This window comes from Anaerostipes sp. CAG:276, assembly GCF_000432215.1.
GTDB classification, from domain to species: Bacteria; Bacillota; Clostridia; order Lachnospirales; family Lachnospiraceae; genus Anaerostipes; species Anaerostipes caccae.
In genome coordinates this window covers 1-22,595 of sequence record NZ_FR889205.1, presented here as the reverse complement: position 1 = coordinate 22,595, position 22,595 = coordinate 1, and the positions used below count along the sequence as shown (strand labels likewise).

General features: G+C 46.8%; 23 protein-coding genes. All 23 read left to right on the top strand.

Features of this window, described 5'->3' with window-relative positions; all coding sequences use genetic code 11:
- The first annotated feature begins 3 nt into the window (after positions 1-3).
- The 23 genes from priA to QVP35_RS13960 all read left to right on the top strand — a co-directional run bounded on the left by priA (position 4) and on the right by QVP35_RS13960 (position 22,557).
- The gene (gene priA, locus QVP35_RS14070) at positions 4-2,229 is read left to right on the top strand and encodes a replication restart helicase PriA (RefSeq protein ID WP_009290316.1); all 2,226 of its coding nucleotides are present in this window, start codon (positions 4-6) and stop codon (positions 2,227-2,229) included.
- A 38-nt stretch (positions 2,230-2,267) separates the two neighbouring features.
- Entirely contained in the window at positions 2,268-2,741 is a 474-nt protein-coding gene (gene def, locus QVP35_RS14065; RefSeq protein ID WP_009290317.1) for a peptide deformylase, read from the top strand.
- A gap of 10 nt (positions 2,742-2,751) precedes the next feature.
- Positions 2,752-3,681, top strand: coding sequence for a methionyl-tRNA formyltransferase (gene fmt / locus QVP35_RS14060; protein ID WP_022261288.1), 930 nt, complete (start codon positions 2,752-2,754; stop codon positions 3,679-3,681).
- 1 nt (position 3,682) lies between these two features.
- Positions 3,683-5,029, top strand: a complete 1,347-nt coding sequence (gene rsmB, locus QVP35_RS14055) for a 16S rRNA (cytosine(967)-C(5))-methyltransferase RsmB (RefSeq protein ID WP_009290320.1) — start codon at positions 3,683-3,685, stop codon at positions 5,027-5,029.
- Positions 5,026-6,090 (top strand): 23S rRNA (adenine(2503)-C(2))-methyltransferase RlmN, encoded by a 1,065-nt coding sequence (gene rlmN, locus QVP35_RS14050; RefSeq protein ID WP_009290321.1) that lies wholly within the window; start codon positions 5,026-5,028, stop codon positions 6,088-6,090. The genes rsmB and rlmN overlap by 4 nt, the downstream gene beginning before the upstream one ends.
- A gap of 1 nt (position 6,091) precedes the next feature.
- Positions 6,092-6,829: a Stp1/IreP family PP2C-type Ser/Thr phosphatase gene (locus QVP35_RS14045; protein ID WP_006568036.1), complete on the top strand. Its 738-nt coding sequence runs from the start codon at positions 6,092-6,094 to the stop codon at positions 6,827-6,829.
- Positions 6,823-8,610 carry a Stk1 family PASTA domain-containing Ser/Thr kinase gene (gene pknB, locus QVP35_RS14040; protein WP_009290322.1) on the top strand — a complete coding sequence of 596 codons (1,788 nt, stop codon included), beginning with the start codon at positions 6,823-6,825 and terminating at the stop codon, positions 8,608-8,610. Before QVP35_RS14045 ends, pknB begins: the two co-directional genes overlap by 7 nt.
- Positions 8,611-8,619: 9 nt before the next feature.
- Positions 8,620-9,495 carry a ribosome small subunit-dependent GTPase A gene (rsgA, locus tag QVP35_RS14035; protein WP_006568034.1) on the top strand — a complete coding sequence of 292 codons (876 nt, stop codon included), beginning with the start codon at positions 8,620-8,622 and terminating at the stop codon, positions 9,493-9,495.
- Complete coding sequence (locus tag QVP35_RS14030; RefSeq protein WP_118475543.1) at positions 9,489-10,130, top strand: thiamine diphosphokinase; 642 nt, start codon at positions 9,489-9,491, stop codon at positions 10,128-10,130. Before rsgA ends, QVP35_RS14030 begins: the two co-directional genes overlap by 7 nt.
- A 277-nt stretch (positions 10,131-10,407) precedes the next feature.
- The gene (locus QVP35_RS14025; protein WP_009290327.1) at positions 10,408-11,052 is read left to right on the top strand and encodes an HAD family hydrolase; all 645 of its coding nucleotides are present in this window, start codon (positions 10,408-10,410) and stop codon (positions 11,050-11,052) included.
- Positions 11,053-11,073: 21 nt separating this feature from the next.
- On the top strand, positions 11,074-11,508 hold the full coding sequence (locus tag QVP35_RS14020) for a hypothetical protein (RefSeq protein WP_009290328.1): 435 nt from the start codon (positions 11,074-11,076) through the stop codon (positions 11,506-11,508).
- Positions 11,509-11,540: 32 nt separating this feature from the next.
- The gene (locus QVP35_RS14015; protein ID WP_022261286.1) at positions 11,541-12,590 is read left to right on the top strand and encodes a hypothetical protein; all 1,050 of its coding nucleotides are present in this window, start codon (positions 11,541-11,543) and stop codon (positions 12,588-12,590) included.
- A gap of 339 nt (positions 12,591-12,929) precedes the next feature.
- Positions 12,930-13,223 carry an Asp-tRNA(Asn)/Glu-tRNA(Gln) amidotransferase subunit GatC gene (gatC, locus tag QVP35_RS14010; RefSeq protein ID WP_009290330.1) on the top strand — a complete coding sequence of 98 codons (294 nt, stop codon included), beginning with the start codon at positions 12,930-12,932 and terminating at the stop codon, positions 13,221-13,223.
- A 9-nt stretch (positions 13,224-13,232) separates the two neighbouring features.
- On the top strand, positions 13,233-14,705 hold the full coding sequence (gatA, locus tag QVP35_RS14005; RefSeq protein WP_006568027.1) for an Asp-tRNA(Asn)/Glu-tRNA(Gln) amidotransferase subunit GatA: 1,473 nt from the start codon (positions 13,233-13,235) through the stop codon (positions 14,703-14,705).
- Positions 14,705-16,144, top strand: a complete 1,440-nt coding sequence (gene gatB / locus QVP35_RS14000; protein WP_006568026.1) for an Asp-tRNA(Asn)/Glu-tRNA(Gln) amidotransferase subunit GatB — start codon at positions 14,705-14,707, stop codon at positions 16,142-16,144. Before gatA ends, gatB begins: the two co-directional genes overlap by 1 nt.
- A gap of 338 nt (positions 16,145-16,482) precedes the next feature.
- Positions 16,483-17,277, top strand: coding sequence for a Cof-type HAD-IIB family hydrolase (locus tag QVP35_RS13995; RefSeq protein ID WP_009290334.1), 795 nt, complete (start codon positions 16,483-16,485; stop codon positions 17,275-17,277).
- Positions 17,278-17,289: 12 nt separating this feature from the next.
- Positions 17,290-18,264, top strand: coding sequence for a sugar-binding transcriptional regulator (locus QVP35_RS13990; protein ID WP_006568023.1), 975 nt, complete (start codon positions 17,290-17,292; stop codon positions 18,262-18,264).
- Positions 18,265-18,488: 224 nt separating this feature from the next.
- Positions 18,489-18,887, top strand: a complete 399-nt coding sequence (locus tag QVP35_RS13985; protein ID WP_009290336.1) for a transcriptional regulator GutM — start codon at positions 18,489-18,491, stop codon at positions 18,885-18,887.
- A 10-nt stretch (positions 18,888-18,897) separates the two neighbouring features.
- Complete coding sequence (gene srlA, locus QVP35_RS13980; RefSeq protein ID WP_009290337.1) at positions 18,898-19,449, top strand: PTS glucitol/sorbitol transporter subunit IIC; 552 nt, start codon at positions 18,898-18,900, stop codon at positions 19,447-19,449.
- Positions 19,442-20,425 carry a PTS glucitol/sorbitol transporter subunit IIB gene (srlE, locus tag QVP35_RS13975; RefSeq protein ID WP_009290338.1) on the top strand — a complete coding sequence of 328 codons (984 nt, stop codon included), beginning with the start codon at positions 19,442-19,444 and terminating at the stop codon, positions 20,423-20,425. Before srlA ends, srlE begins: the two co-directional genes overlap by 8 nt.
- Positions 20,426-20,520: 95 nt before the next feature.
- Positions 20,521-20,970 carry a ribose 5-phosphate isomerase B gene (gene rpiB / locus QVP35_RS13970; RefSeq protein WP_009290339.1) on the top strand — a complete coding sequence of 150 codons (450 nt, stop codon included), beginning with the start codon at positions 20,521-20,523 and terminating at the stop codon, positions 20,968-20,970.
- Between the two features lie 15 nt (positions 20,971-20,985).
- Positions 20,986-22,164, top strand: a complete 1,179-nt coding sequence (locus QVP35_RS13965) for a sn-glycerol-1-phosphate dehydrogenase (RefSeq protein ID WP_009290340.1) — start codon at positions 20,986-20,988, stop codon at positions 22,162-22,164.
- Between the two features lie 12 nt (positions 22,165-22,176).
- Entirely contained in the window at positions 22,177-22,557 is a 381-nt protein-coding gene (locus tag QVP35_RS13960; RefSeq protein WP_022261285.1) for a PTS glucitol/sorbitol transporter subunit IIA, read from the top strand.
- The last annotated feature ends 38 nt before the right edge of the window (positions 22,558-22,595 follow it).

The following is a 22,595-nucleotide window of genomic DNA, read 5'->3' as shown; positions in this document are numbered from 1 at the left end:
TTTATGGAAACATTATACGCAGATATTATCATTAATATTTCGCATGAGGCACTGGATCGGGTATTTCAATATCGAGTGCCTTTTTCCTTATATGAGCAGATCCGGGTCGGGCAGTCCGTTCGGGTGCCGTTTGGAGCAGGAAACCGGGAACAGAGGGGATATGTTGTCAGGCTTTCGGATCAGGCAGAGTACGATCCAAAGAAAATAAAGGAAATTTTGTCTATAGAAGAAGACAGTGTGAGCGCAGAATCCAGGATGATCAAGCTCGCCTACTGGATTCGGGAAAACTATGGCTCTACCATGATCCAGGCATTGAAGACCGTGCTTCCCGTGCAGGATAAGATGAAACAAAAAGAAAAAAAATCTGTCAGGCTCATGCTGCCCAAAGAGCAGGCTCCCGGTCTGCTGGATGAATATTTAGGCAGGCATTATGCGGCAAAAGCCAGGCTGCTGGCTGTTCTCATGGATGAGCAGACGGTTTCCTGGGAGCGTGTGACGAAAGACCTGAAGATTCCGAGGACAACGGTTGCAGGTATGGAACAGGATGGCATCATCCGCGTCGAAACAGAAATGTTTTACCGGAATCCCGGCCTCGGCGGGATGGAAGCGGAGGCTGCCCTGCCCCTGAATGAGAGTCAGGAGAAGCTGATACAGGAATTTAAAGCAGATTACGCGGCAGGGGAGAGGAAAACGTATCTTCTGCACGGAGTTACCGGAAGCGGGAAGACAGAGGTCTATCTGGCGGCAATCGAAGAAGTTGTCAGAAAAGGGAAACAGGCGATCGTGCTCATCCCGGAGATCGCCCTTACGTACCAGACGGTCTGCCGTTTCACGAAGCGGTTTGGAGACAGAGTATCCATTCTTAATTCCAGACTCTCCAAAGGAGAGAAATACGATCAGTGGCTCCGGGCAAAGAATGGGGACTGCGATATTATCATCGGGCCCAGATCCGCTTTGTTTGTGCCGTTTCCTAACCTGGGGCTGATCATTATGGATGAAGAACATGAGGGCAGTTATAAAAGTGAACAGACACCCAAATATCATGCAAGAGAAGTAGCCCTGAAAAAAGCGGACATGGAAGGCGCGGCGGTGATTTTAGGGTCCGCAACGCCGTCTCTTGAGAGCTATCAGAAGGCACTGGACGGAAAATACAGGTTCTGGACTCTGAAAGACCGTGCAAAAGAAGCGGTCCTGCCCGATGTGTATATAGAAGATTTAAGGGAAGAATTAAAACAGGGGAACCGCAGCATGTTCAGCAGAAGGCTCTATGAACTGATCGGAGACCGGCTTCGGAAAAAAGAACAGGTCATGCTGTTTTTAAACCGGAGGGGATATGCCGGGTTTGTCTCGTGCAGAAGCTGCGGCACTGTAATGCAGTGTCCGCACTGTGACGTGTCGCTTACGTATCACAGGGACGGGAAACTCCGCTGCCATTACTGCGGGTATGAAGAAGTGATGCCGGAGGCCTGTCCTGAGTGCGGCAGCCCGTTTATCGGAATGTTCGGCCTCGGTACTCAAAAGGCAGAAGCCGCCATAAGGAAAGAATTTCCGGAAGCAAGAGTGCTTCGGATGGATATGGATACCACGAAAAGAAAGCACAGCCATGAAGAGATCTTGAAGACTTTTTCGGAAGGCAGGGCCGATATTCTTGTGGGCACGCAGATGATTGTCAAAGGACACGATTTTGAAAACGTGACTCTCGTCGGAATCCTGGCAGCGGATTTATCTCTGCATGCCAATGATTTTCGTGCGGCAGAGAGGACATTCCAGCTTTTGACCCAGGCAGCCGGCCGTGCAGGGAGAGGTGAGAAAGCGGGTGAGGTTGTCATACAGACCTATTCGCCGGAACATTACTGTATTGTCACGGCGGCGGCGCAGGACTATGAAGAGTTTTACCGCCAGGAGATAGCCTACCGGACGATGCTTTGCTATCCTCCGGTTTGGCAGATGCTCACAGTCCTTCTTGCCGGGCCTTCGGAAGAGGAATGTAAACAGACAGCACAGCGCATGGCAAGGGTCATTCAGAATTCGGGTATCCGCGTCATCGGACCCGGCGAAGCCTCTCTGGCAAAAGTCAATGATATTTACCGGCAGGTGCTGTACGTAAAAGAGAAAGACTACAAGGAACTTGTGAAGGTGAAAGACCGGCTGGAACTTTGGATCGACCGGCAGGAACTGCCGAAAGACATTCATATTACATTTGATTTTAATCCTATGAGCAGTTATTAACAAAGAATATTTGAGATATTTGAGAAGGAGAAGTATTCATGGCAATCAGAAACATCAGAAAAATGGGGGATGAAGTCCTCAGAAAACCATCAAAAGAGATTAAAGAAATGACTTCCAGGACCATGCTGCTGATCGAAGACATGTTTGATACGATGTATGAGGCATACGGTGTGGGACTGGCCGCTCCTCAGGTTGGAATCCTGAAACGGCTGGTGGTCATCGACACCTATGAAGGCCAGCCGCTGGTCCTGATCAATCCTAAGATTGTGGAAAAAGACGGCGAACAGATCGGAGATGAGGGATGTCTGAGCCTTCCGGGGAAGGTCGCAGTCGTAAAGCGTCCGAACCATGTGGTATGTGAGGCGCTGGACCAGGATATGAACCCCATCAGAGTGGAGGGAGAAGGACTTCTTGCGAGGGCGATCTGCCATGAACTCGACCATTTGGACGGAGTCCTTTACCCGGATGTGGCGGAAGAACCGGTGAGAGATGTGGAAGAAGAGGAAGAGTAAGGAGGACGCGATGAACGTTGTATTTATGGGAACGCCGGAATTTGCGGTGCCTACATTGGAGAAGCTGACACAATTTCATCATGTGGCTGCGGCAGTGACCCAGCCGGATAAGCAGAAGGGAAGAGGAAAGAAACTTTCTTTTCCGCCGGTGAAAGAGGCGGCACTGCAACATGGAATCCCTGTCCTTCAGCCGGCAAAAGCCAGAGATGAGCAGTTTATAGAAGACCTTGAACAGCTGGCTCCGGATGTGATTGTAGTAGTCGCGTACGGACAGATTCTGCCGGAGCGGATCCTGAATATCCCCAAATACGGATGTATCAATGTCCATGGGTCACTTCTTCCGAAATACCGCGGGGCGGGACCGATACAGTGGGCCGTCTTAAACGGTGAGAAGGAAACGGGAATTACAACTATGTATATGGAAAAAGGTTTGGATACGGGAGATATGATCGACAAAGCGGTCATCCCGCTGGATCAGAAAGAAACGTCAGGAACCCTTCATGACAAGCTGATGAAACTGGGCGCGGACTTATTGCTGGAGACCTTAGAAAAACTAGAAAACGGGACGGCGGTAAGGACGAAACAAAATGACAATGAGAGTTCCTATGCCCCGATGCTGAGCAAAGAGATGGGGGAAATAGAGTTCACGAAAAGTGCCGCTGAGATTGAACAGTGGGTGCGCGGACTGAACCCATGGCCGAGTGCTTATACGGAACTTGGAGGGAAAACACTGAAAATATGGGATGCGGACGTCGTTCCTTATGACGGAGGAGAGAGACCCGGAACGATCATTGAAGTGACGAAAAAACAGATGATTGTGGCCTGCGGCCAGGATGCGTTAGCGCTCAACGAGATCCAGCTTTCCGGGAAAAAACGGATGTCCGTTCAGGCATTTTTGGCGGGCTCCAGGGTGGATACAGGAACGGTATTAGGAGAATAATATGCAGAATCCAAGAGAATTGGCCTTAGATGTTCTGATGAAAATAGATAAAAAAGAGGAACTGTCCCATATTGCCATCGGAGAGACACTGGAAAAGTATCAGTTCAGTGAAAAGAAGGACCGGGCTTTTTTTACAAGGCTATGCCAGGGAACTCTGGAACGCCGCCTGACCATCGACTATGTGATCGATCTGTATTCTAAGACGAAGGAAAGGAAAATGAAGCCGCTGGTGCGTTCACTGCTCCGCATGGGTGCCTGTCAGATTTTATTTATGGATCATATCCCTGATTCCGCGGCCTGCAATGAATGTGTAAAGCTGGCGAAAAAGCGGGGATTTTCTAAGTTATCCGGCTTTGTAAACGGTGTTTTGAGAACAATATCCAGACAGAAGCAGGAGATTCCGTTTCCGGACCGGAATAAGGACTTTGTAAAGTATCTGTCTGTTGCCTGTTCCATGCCGGAATGGATCATCCGTCATTTTCTCCGCTCTTATTCAGAGGAAGAAACAGAAACGATCGTTAGTTCCTTCCTGGAGCCAAAAAAGACGACGGTTTCATGGATGGAAAGCAGCGGGTCCAGAGAGGAACTGATCGCTTCCCTGGAAAAGGACGGCGCCAAGGTGGAAGACGGAAAGCTTCTCCCGGAGGCACTCCGTATTTCTCACTATGATTTTTTGAGACGTCTCACATCATTCAGGGAAGGCCGGTTTATTGTGCAGGATGAAAGTTCCATGCTGGCGGGAAAGGCTGCAGATCCAAAAGAGGGACAGAAGATCCTCGATATGTGCAGCGCGCCGGGAGGCAAAGCTCTGTATGCGGCAGACAAACTCCACGGAACGGGGCAGGTCCTGGCGCGGGATCTGACGGAATACAAAGAGGAACTGTTAAAGGAAAACATTGAGCGTGTGGGATTTGAAAATATCCGTACTCAGATCTGGGATGCCAGAATTCCGGATGAACGCCTGGCAGAGTCTATGGATGTTGTACTGTGCGATGTTCCCTGTTCCGGACTTGGAATTATGGGAAAAAAGCAGGACATTAAGTACAATCTGGAAGAATCCGCTTTGGAAGACCTGGTGAAATTGCAGAGAGAAATACTAAAAACCGCCCTGACCTATGTGAAGCCGGGAGGAAGCCTGCTTTTTTCTACATGTACGATCAATCCGAAAGAAAATGAGGAAAATTTCAGGTGGCTTGCGGGACAGACCGGATATGAGCCGGAAGACCTGACTCCGTTTCTTCCCGAAACTCTTGACATTAAAACGGCGAAAGAGGGATATATCCAGCTGCTGCCGGGAATACATCCGTGCGACGGATTTTTTATCGGAAAACTTAGGAGAACAAAATGAGAGATCTGAAATCAATGACACTGGAAGAACTGGAACTTGCGGTGAAAGAACTGGGAGAAAAGAAGTTCCGTGCAAAACAAATATTTGAGTGGTTCCATAAGAGGCTGGCATCCTCTCTTGATGAGATGAACAATCTTCCGAAAAACCTGAAAGAAAAACTTCAGGAAAAATATGAAGCTGCGGAACTGAAAGAAGTGGAAACCTATGTATCCAGGATTGACGGCACAAGAAAGTATTTATTTCAGCTGAATGATGGGAATATGATAGAAAGTGTCCTGATGAAATACAAGCACGGCAATTCGGTGTGCATTTCGTCACAGGCCGGGTGCAGGATGGGATGCAGATTCTGTGCATCTACCCTCGGAGGGCTGGACCGCAATCTTTTACCGTCAGAAATGCTTGGACAGATTTATTATATCCAGAAAGATACCGGGGAACGGGTGTCCAATGTGGTCGTTATGGGAACTGGGGAACCGTTGGATAATTATGAAAATCTTTTGAGATTTATCAGACTCTTGACCGATGAAAAGGGGCTGAATTTAAGTCAAAGAAACCTGACAGTGTCTACCTGCGGACTGGTGCCGAAAATACGGGAACTGGCAGATGAAAAGCTTCAGATGACTCTTGCGATCTCTCTTCACGCCTCCAACGACGAGATGAGGAAATCCCTGATGCCGGTGGCAAATCAGTATTCTATGGAAGATCTGCTTGCTGCCTGTAAATATTATTTTGACCGGACGGGCCGGAGGATCACATTTGAATACAGCCTTGTAGCAGAAGTGAATGACAGTCCCCAAAATGCAAAGGAACTTTGCCGCTTTTTAGGCGGGTTTCCATGCCATGTCAATCTGATTCCGGTCAATCCTATTAAGGAGAGAGACTTCCGCCAGTCTATGCCGGAGTTTGTAAACGACTTCAAAAACATACTTGAAAAAAATCGTGTAAATGTTACCATAAGAAGAGAAATGGGCAGAGATATCAACGCTGCCTGTGGACAATTAAGAAGAAAGAAGCTGAATTCTGTGGAAAAACAGGAAATCCGCACAAAAAAGGAGAACTAAGATGCAATCCGTTGGAACTTCTCACAGAGGAAAGGTACGGTCTGAAAATCAGGACACCATCTTTCACTCTGATGAACCCGTAGGACAATTAGATAATTTATATATCGTTGCGGACGGCATGGGAGGCCACAAGGCAGGAGGTTTTGCGTCCTCTTTTGCGGTCAGTCGGTTTGTGGAATTAATACGAGAGATAGAGAATTCAGATCCTATTGAGATTATGAAGGAAGCACTGCAGAAAGTGAGCAGTGAAATATTGCTGAAGTGCCAGGAAGAAGAGTACTCTGGCATGGGAACAACTATGGTAGCAGCCACTGTGACAGAAGAGAGTATTTTTGTGATGAACATCGGGGACAGCCGTCTGTATTTTGCAGATCAGGATCTTGTCCAGGTGACAACAGACCATTCTTTTGTGGAAGAATTGGTGAAGGCCGGAGAGATTGACCGCAGACAGATGAGGCAGCATCCAAAAAGAAATCTGATCACGAGAGCGATCGGTGCAGGGATTGAATCTGTACCCGATTTTTTTGAGCTGCCAAAGAAAAACGGATATTTATTGTTGTGCAGTGACGGACTGACGAGCATGGTTGCGGATGATGAAATCAAAGAACTCCTGTTGGATCACAGTCAATTAGAAAATAAGGCAGCCCAGTTGGTGAACAGGGCCAACGAATATGGCGGCAAGGACAATATATCCCTGGTGATCGTTGCGCTGGGGGAGCGAGGTGAGATCACATGTTAGAAACAGGAACCATTTTAGGAGGACGCTATGAAATCCTGAAAAAGATCGGTACCGGCGGGATGGCTGACGTATACATGGCAAAGTGCCATAAACTCAACCGGAACGTTGCCATCAAAGTGCTGAAAAATGAATATGTAGATAATGAGAAGTTTTTAAAAAAATTTCAGGTGGAAGCAGAGGCGGTCGCAAGACTGGCCCATCCCAATATTGTGAACGTATATGATGTAGGTCAGGAAGGCAGTGTCAATTACATTGTCATGGAATTGGCAGAAGGCATTACCCTGAAGGAATATATTAAGAAAAAGGGGCATCTTTCCGCGAAAGAGACTGTAGAATTATCTCTTCAGATAGCTTCAGCGATCAGTCATGCCCATGGGCACCACACGATCCACAGGGATATTAAGCCGCAGAATATTCTGGTCTCAGATTCCGGTCAGGTAAAAGTCACGGATTTTGGAATAGCAAAGGCAGCCAACTCCAATACAGTCACATCCACGGCCATAGGATCAGTCCATTATATTTCTCCGGAACAGGCCAAAGGAAAGTACTGTGATGAGAAGAGCGACATTTATTCCCTGGGCATCACGATGTATGAGATGGCCACAGGCCAGGTTCCTTTTGACCATGAAAATGGGGTTACCATTGCTCTGATGCATCTCCAGAATGAGATTACGCCTCCGGGGGAACTGATCGGAGATATCCCGGAAAGCCTGGAAAAGATCATTCTCAAATGTACCATGAAGAAGCCGGAAGACCGGTATCAGTCTGTGAATGAACTGATCGAGGATTTGAAGCTGGTTTTTGAAGACACGAAAGGAAGCTATGTAGGCATGGCGCCCTTTGTGGATGATTCACCGACGCAGCTGCTTCATACAAAAGAGTTTGTAAAACCGGAGGAGACAGAAGAAGAACCGGAAGAGGAATCTGGATTTGTGGATGACGATGATGAGGAAGAGCCGCGGGGCATGAATTCCAAGATCGAAAAACTGGTTGTCGTCCTGGCTGCTGTGGTGGGAGCCATTATTCTCATATCCATCATTGTGCTGGTCATTAACAGTTCAGGGCTGTTTCGCTCAGGGGACAATGCCGGCACAGAGAAACTTACGACTACCGAGGAAAGCACCACGGAAGAGCTTGAGAAGGTACCGGTTGAAAACTATGTGGGAATGACTTACGATGCTGCGCTGGCGTCCATCGATGAGGATCTGAAAGTGGAGCGCAAAACAGAGGCTTCCTCTTCTTATGAGGCGGGATATATCATCCGCCAGAGTCTGGAGTCTGACCAGGAAGTGGAAAAGGGTACGACCATTGTATTGACTGTCAGCACCGGCGAGAGCAAAGTTGAGGTGCCGGATGTCCGCGGATACAGCCAGAAGTCTGCCACGAAGATTCTTTCAGACCAGGGATTCAAAGTTTCTGTGTCTACCAAATTCAGCTCCAGTGTCAAGGAAGGTGATGTGATTTCTCAGTCTCCTGGAGCGGGGAACAAAATTTCCAGAGGTTCCAAGGTGACGATCACGGTCAGCAAGGGTGAGAACAAGGTCACAGTGCCGGAGATCGTATTTAAGACCGTAGAGGATGCGAGAGAAGAGTTAAGCATAGAAGGATTAAAGCTGATTGTCTCTTCCCAAAAGTACGACAGCAGGGTGCCGGAGGGATGCATCATCAGTCAGTCACCAAAAGCCGGGAAAAAGGTCACAAAAGGAACAGGAATTGGCGTGGTCGTAAGCCTTGGAAAGCAGCCGACAACAGAAGACACCACAGATAATACAGAGGAGTAAGATCAGTTCATGCAGGGAAGAATTATCAAAGGAATTGCAGGGTTTTATTATGTTGACACGGGCACCGGTTTATATGAGTGCAAAGCAAAAGGCATTTTCAGAAACCGGAAGATGAAGCCGCTCGTGGGAGACATGGCAGAGATCGAAGTCCTGGATGAAGAAAAAAAGCTGGGAAATCTGACAGAGTTACTCCCAAGGACGAACGAACTGATCCGTCCGGCTGTGTCAAATATTGATCAGGCGCTGGTTATTTTTGCAGCCAAGAATCCAAAACCAAATTATAATCTTCTGGACCGGTTTTTGCTCATGATGGAGAAGCAGGGAGTCCCTGCGGTGGTTTGTTTTAATAAGACGGATCTTGCAAAAGAAAAAGAACTGTCTGTTCTCATGGATGTATATAAAGACTGCGGCCACCGGGTGATCTTTACCAGTGTTTCCGGAGAGACGGGACTTTCGGAGATCAGGGAGGCCGTAGATCACAAGACAACTGTGCTTGCAGGCCCTTCCGGTGTAGGAAAATCTTCTATGATGAATCTTTTATATCCGGATGCAAATATGGAAACCGGAGCGGTAAGTGAAAAGATCCAGAGAGGAAAGCATACGACCAGACATTCGGAGCTGATCCGGGTGGGAGAAGACACCTTCGTCATGGATACGCCGGGCTTCAGCTCTCTGTTTGTGGATATGTTCGAGGAAGACGAGATTAAATACTATTTTAAAGAATTTGAACCCTATGAGGGACAATGCCGGTTCCAGGGATGCAGCCATACCCATGAACCTGGCTGTGGTGTCAAACAGGCGCTTGATGAAGGGAAGATCAGTAAGACACGCTATGACAACTATGTACTCATCTACAATGAATTAAAAGAAAAGAGAAAATGGTAATGCATATCTTGATTTTAACAGGCGGAGATTTGGACAGGGTCTTCGCCCGTTCTTATATTCAGACACAGAAATTTGATAAAGTCATCGCTGCGGACAAAGGACTGTTCTATGCAGAGCAGATCGGGATTCGCCCTGATTTTATTTTGGGCGATTTCGACAGTTGTCCCAGAGAAACGGTAAAAAAGTTTGAAAAAGAAAACATTATGGTTCTGCCGAGAGAAAAAGACGACACGGATACAGGGATCGCCATGGAGCAGGCAGTCCGTATGGGAGCCGATAAAGTGACGGTACTTGGGAGTACGGGAACCAGGCTGGACCATGTACTCGGCAATATGGGACAGCTCGTCTATGCGTTAAAGCATGGAGTGGAGGCATATATGGTGGATTCACATAACCGTATCCGGGCAGTGGACCGCCCCCTTTGCATAGATAAAAATGAACAGTTTGGGAACTATATTTCCCTCATTCCGGTGGGCACGGTTACAGGAGTGACACTTCACGGATTTTATTACCCGCTGAATGACGATACCCTTCTGTTTCATGAGACATGGGGGATCAGCAATGAACTGACTGAGGAGAGCGGAATCGTTGAAATGAAGACAGGGACCCTGCTTGTGGTAGAAAGCAGAGACTAGATGAGGCGGGGTGGACGAGTTTTTTACCACTATTTCCGTCACGCTTTGAAATGCATTCCTCCAATAGTGCTAAAAAACTATCGTTAGATAGTGACAGCAGTTTGATGAGTCCTTATCCAGCAGACATTACGTCCATTTTCTACATGGTTGGAGTGAGGCATTCTAAGAGCCGAACGGAAATTATGTGGAAAATGTCTCTCGGGTGGACGTGCTTCGCACGATAAGGTATACTTGTTTTAGTGTTGTTTATTTTTTATATTTGGAGAGGGTTGATATTATGAAAAAAGGTTTGATCATGGATATGGACGGAGTCGTCGTGGACAGTGAGCTTGTGTATGTAAAAAAATTTATGACATGGTTTAAAAAGCAGGGTATCGAGATGGGAATGAGTGATTTTGAGAAGATCATTGGCACACCGTATGCGGAGGCTATTGATTACTTTATGGAGTTTTGGGGAGACAGGAGCAGCAGGGAAGAGTTTGCTGAGATGTTTGCTCAGCTGAAAGATCAGGTAAAATTTAACTATCGGGATATTCTCAATCCGGGAGTGAAGGAGCTGCTTACATACTGCAAAAAGAAAAAGATCAAGACAACCCTGGCTTCCGGAAATTCTATGGACTGTATCGAAAAAATGTTGGAGGAGTGCGGTCTCGAAAGTCATTTTGATTTTGTGATCAGCGGAGAAAAGCTGCGGAGAAATAAGCCCCATCCGGATGTCTATTTAAAAGCAATGGAATATATGGACCTGGAGCCGGAACAGTGTATTACTCTGGAGGATTCCAGGGCAGGCATCAGGGCGTCCAAAGGCGCCGGAATTTTTACGGTGGCAAAGGTGCCGGAAGAATATTGTCTGCCGCAGGAAGAGGCAGATACGAAAGTGAAGCGGGTAGTGGATGTGATTCCAATGCTGAAAAATGCGTAGATAATTTACAGAGGTGAAAAGATGAAATTATATAAAAAACTAGAAAAAGTATTGTGGCTGGTTTTAATTCTGATGTTTGCATTCAGTCTGGTGTTTGACTGGGTAAAAAACTTTGTGGGATCCAGTGTTGAGTTTACGGATGTGGCATTTATCCTGACAGTGATCAGCGGAGCTGCTCTGCTCCTAGAACGGTTCCTCGTGGGACCCGGTACGGGCAAAAATTATACGAAAACAGAGTCAATTGCACTTCTTTTAGTCTTTGTTTATATGTTTGTAATGATGTTTCAGGCCAGGGGAATTATGACGATTTCATTTTTGGGAAATGATCAGAGATCACTCTGGATCCTTGCACCGGCGCTGGCGCTTTTATGGTTTACAAAGACCATTGCCCCGGAGATCGAGCAGAAGGATAAAGAACGTATCGAAAAGAAAAAGTTTAAGAATCGGGCCAGATAGCAGGATATTCTTATCGGCTGGAGGAGATGGATATGAAATATGATAAATGTCCGATCTGCAATGAAAAATTAAAAAACGGCATCTGCCCTATGTGCGGTTATGACTTTAAAAGACTGGAGAGCGGGCAAAGATCCGGAAACAGGGGGAACCGTCCGGATTACAGAGCCAGGCCCAACGAAGAGCCAAAGCACTCTATGACAAAACAGCATAAACAGGCACACAGACAGTTCCGCACCGAGAAAAAAAGAGGTGCGGGGAAGCTTATAAAGTTTATTTTGAGTTTCGTGGTTATTTCCAGTATATTTTTGGATGCGGTAAGTGAGGCTGATATCGGGCAGCTGATGAAAAAGGTCCGGACTTTTATGAGTGAAGATGAAAAGAAACAGTGGACAAAAACGATGCCGGACCATACATATGAAGATACGGATTATGATTTGGAGAAGACCGGAAAGAGGTTTTCTGTGAACCTTACTTCCGGCAGATATATCGTAGGATTGGATCTTCCGGAAGGAAACTATACAATGACCGCAGGAGGGGAGGAACTGTATTTTTCAGCAAATAATGATGCACAGAATATCGGCATTTACGAACAGTTTACAGATGAAAAAATATTGGATGTAAAGCGGTACTGTAAAGTAAAAAACGTCCGTCTTTATCAGGGCTCTTTAATAGAAGTTACAGGCAGGGGGCATATTAACTGCGAGACATCGGATGCTAATATGAAGAAAATGGAAGAACCCAGGAAAAATCCTCTGAGTAAAGAAGTAGAAGTTGACGGGGTGATGAAAGCAGGAAAAGATTTTCCGGCAGGCACTTATGATGTAGTTGCGGTCAGCGATGGTGGTGAATTCAAATTTACTTATGAACAAGATAAGGATGACGAATTTGGTGCAAATAGTATTTGGCTCTCAGAAGATTCAAAGGGGGAAGATCCAGAAAAATTTGTGAATTTAGAACTTATGAAAGGCACGGAAATCGAAATTCCACCGGAAGGATATTTTCAGGTCAGGCTGATTCCGAGCAAACATGTCAGACCTGAAAATATGCATGTCTATGATTCGTTAAATGGGCTTGATTCATAAAATCAACTGTGTTATGATTAAAAATCATAGTGGGAGAAAGGCAGTGAAAAAGACTCAAGGCAAAAGGAACCTTACAGGGAGGAAAGCCCGCAGACTGAAAGCTTTCCAGGGACACCTTGCGGCGGGAACACTTTGGAGCCGGGCGGCTGAAAGGTAGGATGCCTGTTAGGCGGTCACGTGGTACGCGTTAAGTACGGAAACGAGAGGAAGCCAGAATATGAATAGAGATTCTGGTTTTAAGACGGGTGGTACCGTGGGAAGATATTCCCGCCCCGAAGCAATTTTGCTTTGGAGCGGGATTTTTAAGTTCACCCACCCTTTATAAAAGGAGGAATTAGAATGGCAAATCACATCAGTGATGAAACGATTGAATACGTCGGCATTTTGGCAAAGCTTGAGCTGTCCGGCGAAGAAAAAGAACAGGCAAAGAAGGACATGGAGAGTATGCTCGACTATGTCGACAAGCTGAATGAACTGGATACGGACGGTGTGGAACCTATGTCTCACGTATTTCCGGTAAACAATGTATTCAGAGAAGATATCGTCACCAATGGAGACGACAGAGAAGGGATTCTTAAAAATGCACCGGAGAGAAAAGAAGGTGCCTTTGTGGTGCCAAAGACCGTAGAATAGGAGGAAGCCATGGGAATTTTAGATTTGACAGCCCTTGAGCTGGGCAGAAAAATAAAAGCAAAAGAGATCACCTCAGTAGAAGCAGTACAGGCTGTTCTGGAACAGATCAGGAAAACAGAGCCGGCGGTGCATGCCTATGTATCATATGATGAAGAGAGTGCATTAAAGAGAGCAGAAGAGGTGCAGAAACAGATCGATGACGGCACATTGACCGGGCCGCTGGCCGGTGTTCCGATGGCTGTGAAAGATAATATTTGTACAAAGGGATATAAAACTACGTGCAGTTCCAGAATTCTCGAAAATTTTGTTCCGACCTATGCCGCTCAGGCGGTGGAAAACCTGATCGCTGCCGGTGTGGTCATCATAGGAAAGACGAATATGGATGAGTTTGCCATGGGAAGCACGACTGAAACTTCAGCATTTGGGCCGACAAAAAATCCATGGAATCAGGAACATGTGCCGGGAGGATCTTCCGGCGGATCGGCAGCAGCAGTGGCGGCAGGAGAGTGTTTCATGGCACTCGGCTCAGATACCGGAGGATCCATCCGCCAGCCCGCATCTTTCTGCGGAATTACCGGAATGAAACCGACTTATGGTACAATTTCAAGATACGGACTGATCGCTTACGGTTCTTCCCTGGATCAGATCGGGCCGATGGCCAAAGATGTATCCGACTGTGCGGCTCTTCTGGAAACTGTGGCATCGTATGACAAAAAAGACTCCACATCCATTGAGCGGGATGAGTATGATTTTACATCGGCTTTAGTTGACGATGTGAAAGGAATGAAGATCGGAATCCCGAAAGACTATTTCGGGGAAGGACTGGACTCTGAAGTCAGGGAAGCTGTCATGAATGCTGCCCGTACATTGGAGGAAAAGGGAGCCGTCATTGAGGAGTTTGACCTGGGGCTCGTGGATTACGCCATCCCTGCATACTATGTTATTGCCGCGGCGGAAGCCAGTTCAAACCTTTCACGGTTTGACGGTATAAAATACGGATACCGCGCAAAGGGAGCAGAGGGACTCCATGCCATGTATAAAAAGACACGTTCCGAAGGATTCGGGCCGGAGGTCAAAAGAAGGATCATGCTTGGATCTTTTGTCTTAAGTTCCGGCTACTACGACGCGTACTATTTGAAGGCACTGAGGACAAAAGCATTGATCAAACAGGAATTTGACAAAGCATTTGCATCCTACGACCTGATTCTCGGACCGGCGGCACCTACCACCGCCCCGAAGCTTGGGGACAGTTTAAGTGATCCGATCAAAATGTATCTCGGAGATATTTACACGATTTCTGCAAACCTGGCAGGACTGCCGGGAATCAGTGTGCCGTGCGGAAAAGACAGCAAAGGACTGCCGATCGGTCTGCAGCTTTTGGGAGACTGCTTCCAGGAAAAGAAACTGATCCGGGCTGCCTATGCATTTGAGCAGACGAGAAGTTATGAAGCACCAGAAATTGCCAAAGGAGGTGTTCAGTAATGAGTAAACAATATGAGACCGTTATCGGACTGGAAGTCCATGTGGAACTGGCGACGAAAACGAAGATCTTCTGCGGATGCAGCACTGAGTTCGGGGGTGCGCCGAATACACATACCTGTCCGGTGTGCACCGGAATGCCGGGTTCTCTTCCGGTATTAAATAAACAGGTAGTCGAATATGCCGTGGCTGTTGGGCTTGCGACCAACTGCAGCATTACACAGAACTGCAAGTTTGACAGGAAGAATTATTTTTATCCCGACAATCCGCAGAATTATCAGATTTCCCAGCTGTATCTTCCGATCTGCCGGGACGGACATGTGGAGATCGAAACGGACGGGGGGACAAAATCCGTTGGAATTCACGAGATCCATATGGAGGAAGATGCGGGTAAATTAATCCATGACGAATGGGAAGACTGTTCCCTTGTGGATTACAATCGTTCCGGAGTGCCGCTGATCGAGATTGTCTCAGAGCCGGATATGCGTTCCGCTGATGAAGTCGTGGCTTATCTGGAAAAACTCAGACTGATCATCCAGTATCTCGGCGCCTCCGACTGTAAGCTTCAGGAGGGTTCCATGAGAGCCGATGTCAACCTTTCTATAAGAGAGGCAGGAGCAGAAGAGTTCGGGACAAGGACAGAGATGAAAAATCTGAACTCTTTTAAGGCGATCAGACGTGCGATTGAAGGAGAGACGGACCGCCAGATCTCTCTGCTGGAAGAAGGCAAAGAAGTGACGCAGGAGACAAGACGCTGGGACGACACAAAAGAAAAATCTTATCAAATGCGTTCCAAAGAGGACGCACAGGATTACCGCTACTTCCCGGACCCTGATCTCGTGCCGGTCATCATCAGCGATGAGTGGATCAGCCAGATAAAAGAGGCACAGCCGGAACTGCGGGATGAAAAGAGAAACCGCTATAAAGAAGAATACGGCCTTCCGGATTATGATATTGACATTATCACGGGAAGCAAACATCTGGCAGATATTTTTGAGGCGACGATCACCCACGGAGCCGAGGCGAAGGAAGTATCCAACTGGCTCATGGGAGAGACAATGCGTCTGGTTAACGATTCGGAAATGGACCTTACAGATCTTTCTTTTTCACCGGAGCATCTGGCAGCCCTGATCAGCATGGTGAAAGAAAATGAGATCAACCGAAAGGTCGCAAAAGAAGTCTTTGAGAAGATTTTCAAAGAAGATGTGGACCCGAAAGCCTATGTTGAAGAGCACGGATTGAAATCAATGAATGACGAGGGGGCTCTGAAAGAAACCATCGGACAGATCGTCAAAGACAATCCGAAGTCAGTGGAGGACTATAAGGCAGGAAAGAAAAAAGCCATGGGATTCCTTGTGGGGCAGACTATGAAAGCAACCCAGGGGAAAGCAGATCCCGGAGTTGTCAATAAGATACTGAAAGAAATATTAGAAAGTTTATAAAAAGAACAGAAGCTTTGGTATGATTGTCATCCAAAGCTTCTGTTTTTGTATAAAAACACAAAATGTTAAGAAATTTTTCACAAATTGGTTGGGAATTCTGAAAGAGAAATCCGGTATGATAACAGTATCACATAAAATACAACGGAAAAACAAATCAGAAGGAGCGTTATCATGAAGGATTTTTACAGGTCGATGTTTCTGCTTTCCCTTGGAATAACCCTGATTTTGATCATGCAGGTGCTTATGATGTAGGATACCGCTTGAAATGGGAATTAAAAGAAAGTACAATAGTATTGGTTAAGTAAACGAGCACGATCAATAAGGAGAAGAGCCATACTATGAAGAAATATAAAGGAGCGGTATTTTTTGACTACGACGGAACATTAGTCGATGAAGTGGATCATATCAAGACGGTTACGCCGAAAACTCTGGAGGCCATCAGAAGGCTTCAGGATAACGGCTATGCAGCCCTGCTTTGTTCAGGGCGGACCAAACGGTTTTTAGAGGCGGATATCGAGCATTTTGACGGGGCCGTCACCTGCAATGGAAGCTATGCGGAAGTGGACGGGGAAGTGCTCAGGGATATTTATATTGAGGAAGATCTGCTGCATGAAGTCATAGACAAATACTTTATAAGAGATACGATCATCCAGATGGATACCCAGGATGTGACCTATTATTTACATAACGACGAGGAATTTTTTAAGTATTTCTGCCGTCTGTTCAGCCTGCCGATGGAGTGGTACGCTCCATGGAAGTACTGGGAAAAGCAGCACATATCAAAGCTTACGATGAATTATAAAGCACCGGATGTTTTTGAGGATTTCAAAAAGGAATACGCAGATACCTTCGAGTGTGCGAAACATGTCCGTGAGAATTTCTTTGACATTACGCTCAAAGGTGTCACGAAAGGAGACGCGGTTGTCCAGGTAGCGGATGATCTTGGCATTTCCAAAGAGAATCTCTATGCATTCGGCGATTCAGACAACGACGTGGAGATGCTTAAAAATGTCGGGACAGGTATCGGAATGGGACGCTGCAGTGACGCGGTGAAGGAGACCGCGGATATGTTCACCCAGACGACAAAAGAAAACGGTATCTATCATGCGCTGAGAGAATTAGAATTAATATAAAGGTGGAAGCAGATGAAAAAAATTGTCGATGACGACCGTCTGATTTATAAATGCTGCAATTTATACTATATGAAAAATAAGACCCAGGTGGAGATCTGCAATACCCTGGGACTTTCCAGGGCCACCGTATCCAGGATGCTTGCTCTCGGAAGAGAACAGGGAATTGTAAAAATCGAGGTCATCAACCCGATCAGTTACGATTACGGGGAACTGGAGCAGAAGCTGGAACAGAGATTTGGACTGAAAGAGGCCATCATTGTGGAGAGCGAACCGCTGGATACGAAAGAGGAGCAGATGGACATGCTTTCAGAGGCGGCTTTTGACTATCTGAGCCATATTCTCAAAAATGATGACTATGTGGGAGTCACCATGGGGCGGACGCTTTACCACATTGCACACGTTGATAAAACCTATAACAAAGGCAATAAGCTTTTATTTGTGCCCCTGTACGGCGGGATATCCCAGAAACGGACGGAAAAAAGGGATGTACAGTCCAACCGGATCGCAGTGGAATTTGCGGAAAAATTCGGCGGCGATTATGTACAGTTTTTGTCGCCCGGTATCTTTTCCAGCAAAGAGGTGAAAGACATCTTCCTTCAGGAGGAGACGGTGAACTACATTTATGAATATTTTTCAAAGCTCAGGGTCGTGGTCATGGGGATCGGAATCCCGGAGGCCGGAGGAACAGCTCTTGTGGCAGAGGGGTATTTAACGGAGAATGAATTAAAAAATTTTGTCGAGATGGGGGCAGTCGGAGACGCGTCTCTATATTTTTACAACATCGAAGGAAATACCAAACCGTTTGATTCTTTTAATCAGCGTGTGGCAGGCATATCACAGGAGCAGCTGAAGAAGATTGACATTAGGATCGGGGTTGCAGGAGGGATTGAAAAATCCAAATCTGTCGTCGGAGCCGTGCGTTCCAAAAATATTAATGTCCTGATCACAGACTCTGAATGTGCAAGACAGATGCTGAAAGAAGTTTGATATTTGAAACATCATCATAAGTTCATATAGGATAAAGGTAAGGACCTTCCGGAACCACAGAATTCCGGAAGGTCTTTTGTTGTGTTGATATGTATTGAAATGTTGTATAAATATGGGACTGATATAAAAGACTTATACAATGTTTCAATAAAAAGTATAGACTATGTAATAATAAAAGAGTTAAAATACATGTACAGAAAAAAAGATCAAAGAAAGGAGAGAAAATGTCAAATCATGTATTGATTCTTTTTGGAGTGTTTCTAGTGCTGTTTCTGCTTCAGTCTGCGGGAGGGATTTTTCAGATCAAAGATTATGAGAAAGCCGTGCGGAGAGTAAACCGGGACGGAGCAGTAGGGATCGGACAGAAAAGAGGACGTCTGTTATCCGGAGGCCATATTGTCATTCTTGCATGCGATGACGGCGGAAGGATAACCGGCGGAGAAGCTATGGACGGAATTTCATTTCTGGCCAGATTCCATCCGGTGTCTGAGGTTTATCATGTGCGGATACTGGGAAGGGATTTTCGGGAAGTCCTTTTGGAACTCCGCAGTATGACGAAGAAGAAACAGAAATACTATAAAGGATACATACAGGCACTGGAAGCATTGGAAATGAGAGTGTAAGGAGGAACATATGCAGGTTATATCTAATTTAGCGAATGGATTCATGAAGCTGTTTTCCACGGGAGGACAGACGTTTTTAGGCTGGGTGACCACGATTATTCCAACAGTCGTATGTCTGATGACGGCAGTCAATGCGATCATAAAGCTGATCGGAGAAGACAGGGTGGAAAGGTTTTGTATGAGGATCACCGGGAACAGGCTGTGCCGGTATTTATTTCTGCCTGTCATCGCAATGATCTGTGTCGGCAACCCGATGGCATATACGTTTGGAAGATTTGTAGAAGAAAAGTATAAGGTTCCTTTTTTTGACGCGGCCATCAGCTTCTGTCACCCGGTGCTGGGATTCTTTCCTAACGCCAACGCCGGCGAGCTGTTCGTATACATGGGGATCGCCGCAGGCATTCAAAAGCTGAATCTGCCTCTGGGTGATCTGGCGGTCCGCTATTTTCTCGTAGGACTTGTCGTCATTTTCATCCGCGGTATGGTGACAGAAAGAATTTATCTGATGCTCAGCAACAAATATCAGAAGATGGGAAAGAAGGAGGTAGCTGTCCATGAATAAGCCAGTTAAAATCGTCGCAGGTTCCGGAGGATACGGGGGACCGCTTGTAGTCCAGGCAACAGAAACATGCAATAAGATTCTTTGTATGACAGCGATAGGAGGCATTCATCCGCTGGGGGCAAAACTGGCGGAGATGACCGGAGGGGAAGCCGTCGACGGCCACAAGAATAACGTGCCGGATGAAGAAATCCTGGTGGCTATCGTAGACTGCGGAGGAACGCTGCGGTGCGGAATTTATCCGCAAAAAGGGATTTTCACCATTAATTTAAATCCTGTGGGGCAGTCAGGGCCTCTGGCAAAATATATTACTCCGGATATTTACGTGTCAGCTGTGAATGAAAATTGTCTGTCTTATGCTGATGGTGAGGCTGTCACGGAGAAGAAAGAGCCCGAAGAAGAAAGAGACGGCAGCCGGGAAATGAAACAGGAACAGGCGGCTGAACGTCCGGGATTGATCACGAGACTCGGCATCGGAGTAGGGCAGGTTGTCGGAAAGTTTTTTGCGGCAGGACGTGAAACGATTGAAATGGTAGTAAAGAATATCCTTCCGTTCATGGCATTTACCAGCACTATCCTTGGAATCATCACAGCTACGGGACTTGGGAACGTCATTGCTAAGACAATTTCGCCGTTGTGTGCCACGCTTCCCGGAATGCTGATCATATCACTTATTTGTGCTATGCCGTTTTTGTCACCGGTGCTCGGTCCCGGAGCCGTTATCGCACAGGTCGTGGGAACTCTTCTGGGATCACAGATCGCTATGGGCAAGATACCGGCTCAATATGCACTGCCGGCACTTTTTGCGATCAATGCCCAGGTAGGATGTGATTTCATCCCGGTGGGGCTGAGCCTTGCGGAGTGTGAGTCAGAAACGATCGAATTGGGTGTTCCGTCTGTTTTGTATTCCCGTGTCATTACTGGGCCGCTGGCGGTTATTATTGCGTTCGCTGCAAGCTTTGGACTATATCATGGATAGAAAATAATATTTATACATAATTTCAATAATTTATATAGACTTTGCTTGAATAAAAAGGTAAAATGAAGACATAAAATCAAAGGAGGCAGAAGTATATGAAGATTTCAATTGGATGTGACGAAGCAGCTTATGAGTTAAAAGAGGCCATCAAAAAGAGACTGGAGGAGACAGGGCATACATATGTGGACAATGGAGTAGAGGCCGGAGAAACCGCATTGTATCCGGATGTTGCAGTAAAAACCTGTGAAAGAGTGACCAGCGGTGAGTGTGACAGGGGAATTCTCGTGTGCGGCACCGGCATCGGCATGGCTATGACGGCAAACAAGGTGCCGGGAATCAGGGCAGCGGTCTGTCACGATCCGTTTTCTACAGAGCGCTCCATTCTGAGCAATGACGGAAATGTGATGTGCATGGGAGCCAGGGTGATCGCACCTCAGCTGGCCTTATACCTTTTGGACATTTGGATGGGGCTTGAATTTAAAGACGGGCCGTCTACCGAAAAGGTCGAGAGGATTACTTATTACGAGAAACAATTCAGCAAATAGGCAGGAGGAGAGCATATGGATGAAGTTTTAAATTATTCAATGAATGAAATGGCAGGAGCAGATTTTGACTGCAGCTGCGGCAGACATCATACACTGGATATTAGGCATATCATCATGGGGCAGGGGGTTCTAAAGGAACTTCCGAAAGTACTGGAGCCGTTTTCCGGCAAAAAGGTTTACATGCTCAGTGATAATCACACATTTGAGGCAGCGGGAGACCGGGTGCTCTCGATTCTGGAAGCCGAGGATTATCTTGTGAAAAATGTAATGCTGGATTCCGGGGATGATATCCTGATCCCCAACGAACAGGCCGTGGGAACGATGTTCCTCAATCTGGAGCCGGATACGGCAGTGATCGTTGCCGTTGGCTCAGGGACCATCAATGATATGGCAAAATATATGTCTGCGAGAACAAAGATTCCATATGTGATCGTCTGTACGGCTCCCTCCATGGACGGATATGTGGCCGACGGGGCACCGCTGATCCTGGAGGGAAGGAAAATATCCTTTGTCGCCACACTTCCTTACGGCGTCATCGGGGACACGGATATCATGAAGCAGGCACCGATGCATATGATCCACGCCGGATTCGGCGATGTGCTGGGCAAACTGACCGCCCTTGCCGACTGGTATCTGGCAAAAGAAAATGTGGATGAGTACTGCTGTGAGACCTGTGTGACCCTTGTGCAGAGAGCACTGGACAAAGTCACAGGCAGCGCAGAAGCCCTGGCAAAGAGGGACGATGACGCGGTCCTTTACCTGATTGAAGCGCTGACCCTCACAGGGGTGGCTATGGGTCTGATCGGTGTATCCCGCCCGGCTTCAGGGGCAGAACATATGCTCAGCCACTATTGGGAGATGGACTTTATCGCCAAGGGAAAATTCCCGGAACTGCACGGCATCAAGGTCGGCATCGCGACGCCTGTGATTGCGGAAATTTTTGAAATGATGAAGGACGAGGTGCCAGAAGAAGCCATGAAACTGGCGCCTTCCAGAGAATATGTTGAAGGCCTCTTAAAGACAGTGGGGGCACCGGTGTATCCGACGGATATAGGGATAGACAGAGAATTGTTCTATAACAGTATTTTGGAGGGATACAAGGTAAGAAACCGGTACAGTATTCTGGAACTGGCCCTGAAAACAGGAAGGCTTGAAGAGATCGCTGAAAAAATAACCAACCGTATTTATCAGTAAGGGAGAGATGAAATGAAATATTTTACAAGAATCCAAAAGCTGGGGAAAGACTCGCTGACATTTTTGGGGGATCCTGATTCAAATTTTATTATTCTGTTTAATGACAACGCACCCCCTGCATTTGAGGATCTCTGTGTGCTGCATACGATTGAAGAACTGAGAGCAAATATTGAGCCCGGAGATATGATGCTGCTCAATGAAAAAGGATTTGAAGTGACGGCAGTAGGTACGGAAGCAAATGAGACTCTCCGGGGACTCGGACATTGTACGGTAAGTTTTAAAGGCGGCCCGGAAGCAGAGCGCCCGGGGTGTATTATGGTGGAGGCGGTAAAAGGTGAGGAGCCTTTGACATCCGCAGATTTTGCGCCGGGAAATACGATTGAATTCATATGACATTTTGACGAGTTTTCCGGCTTGCTGTCTCAGAGATG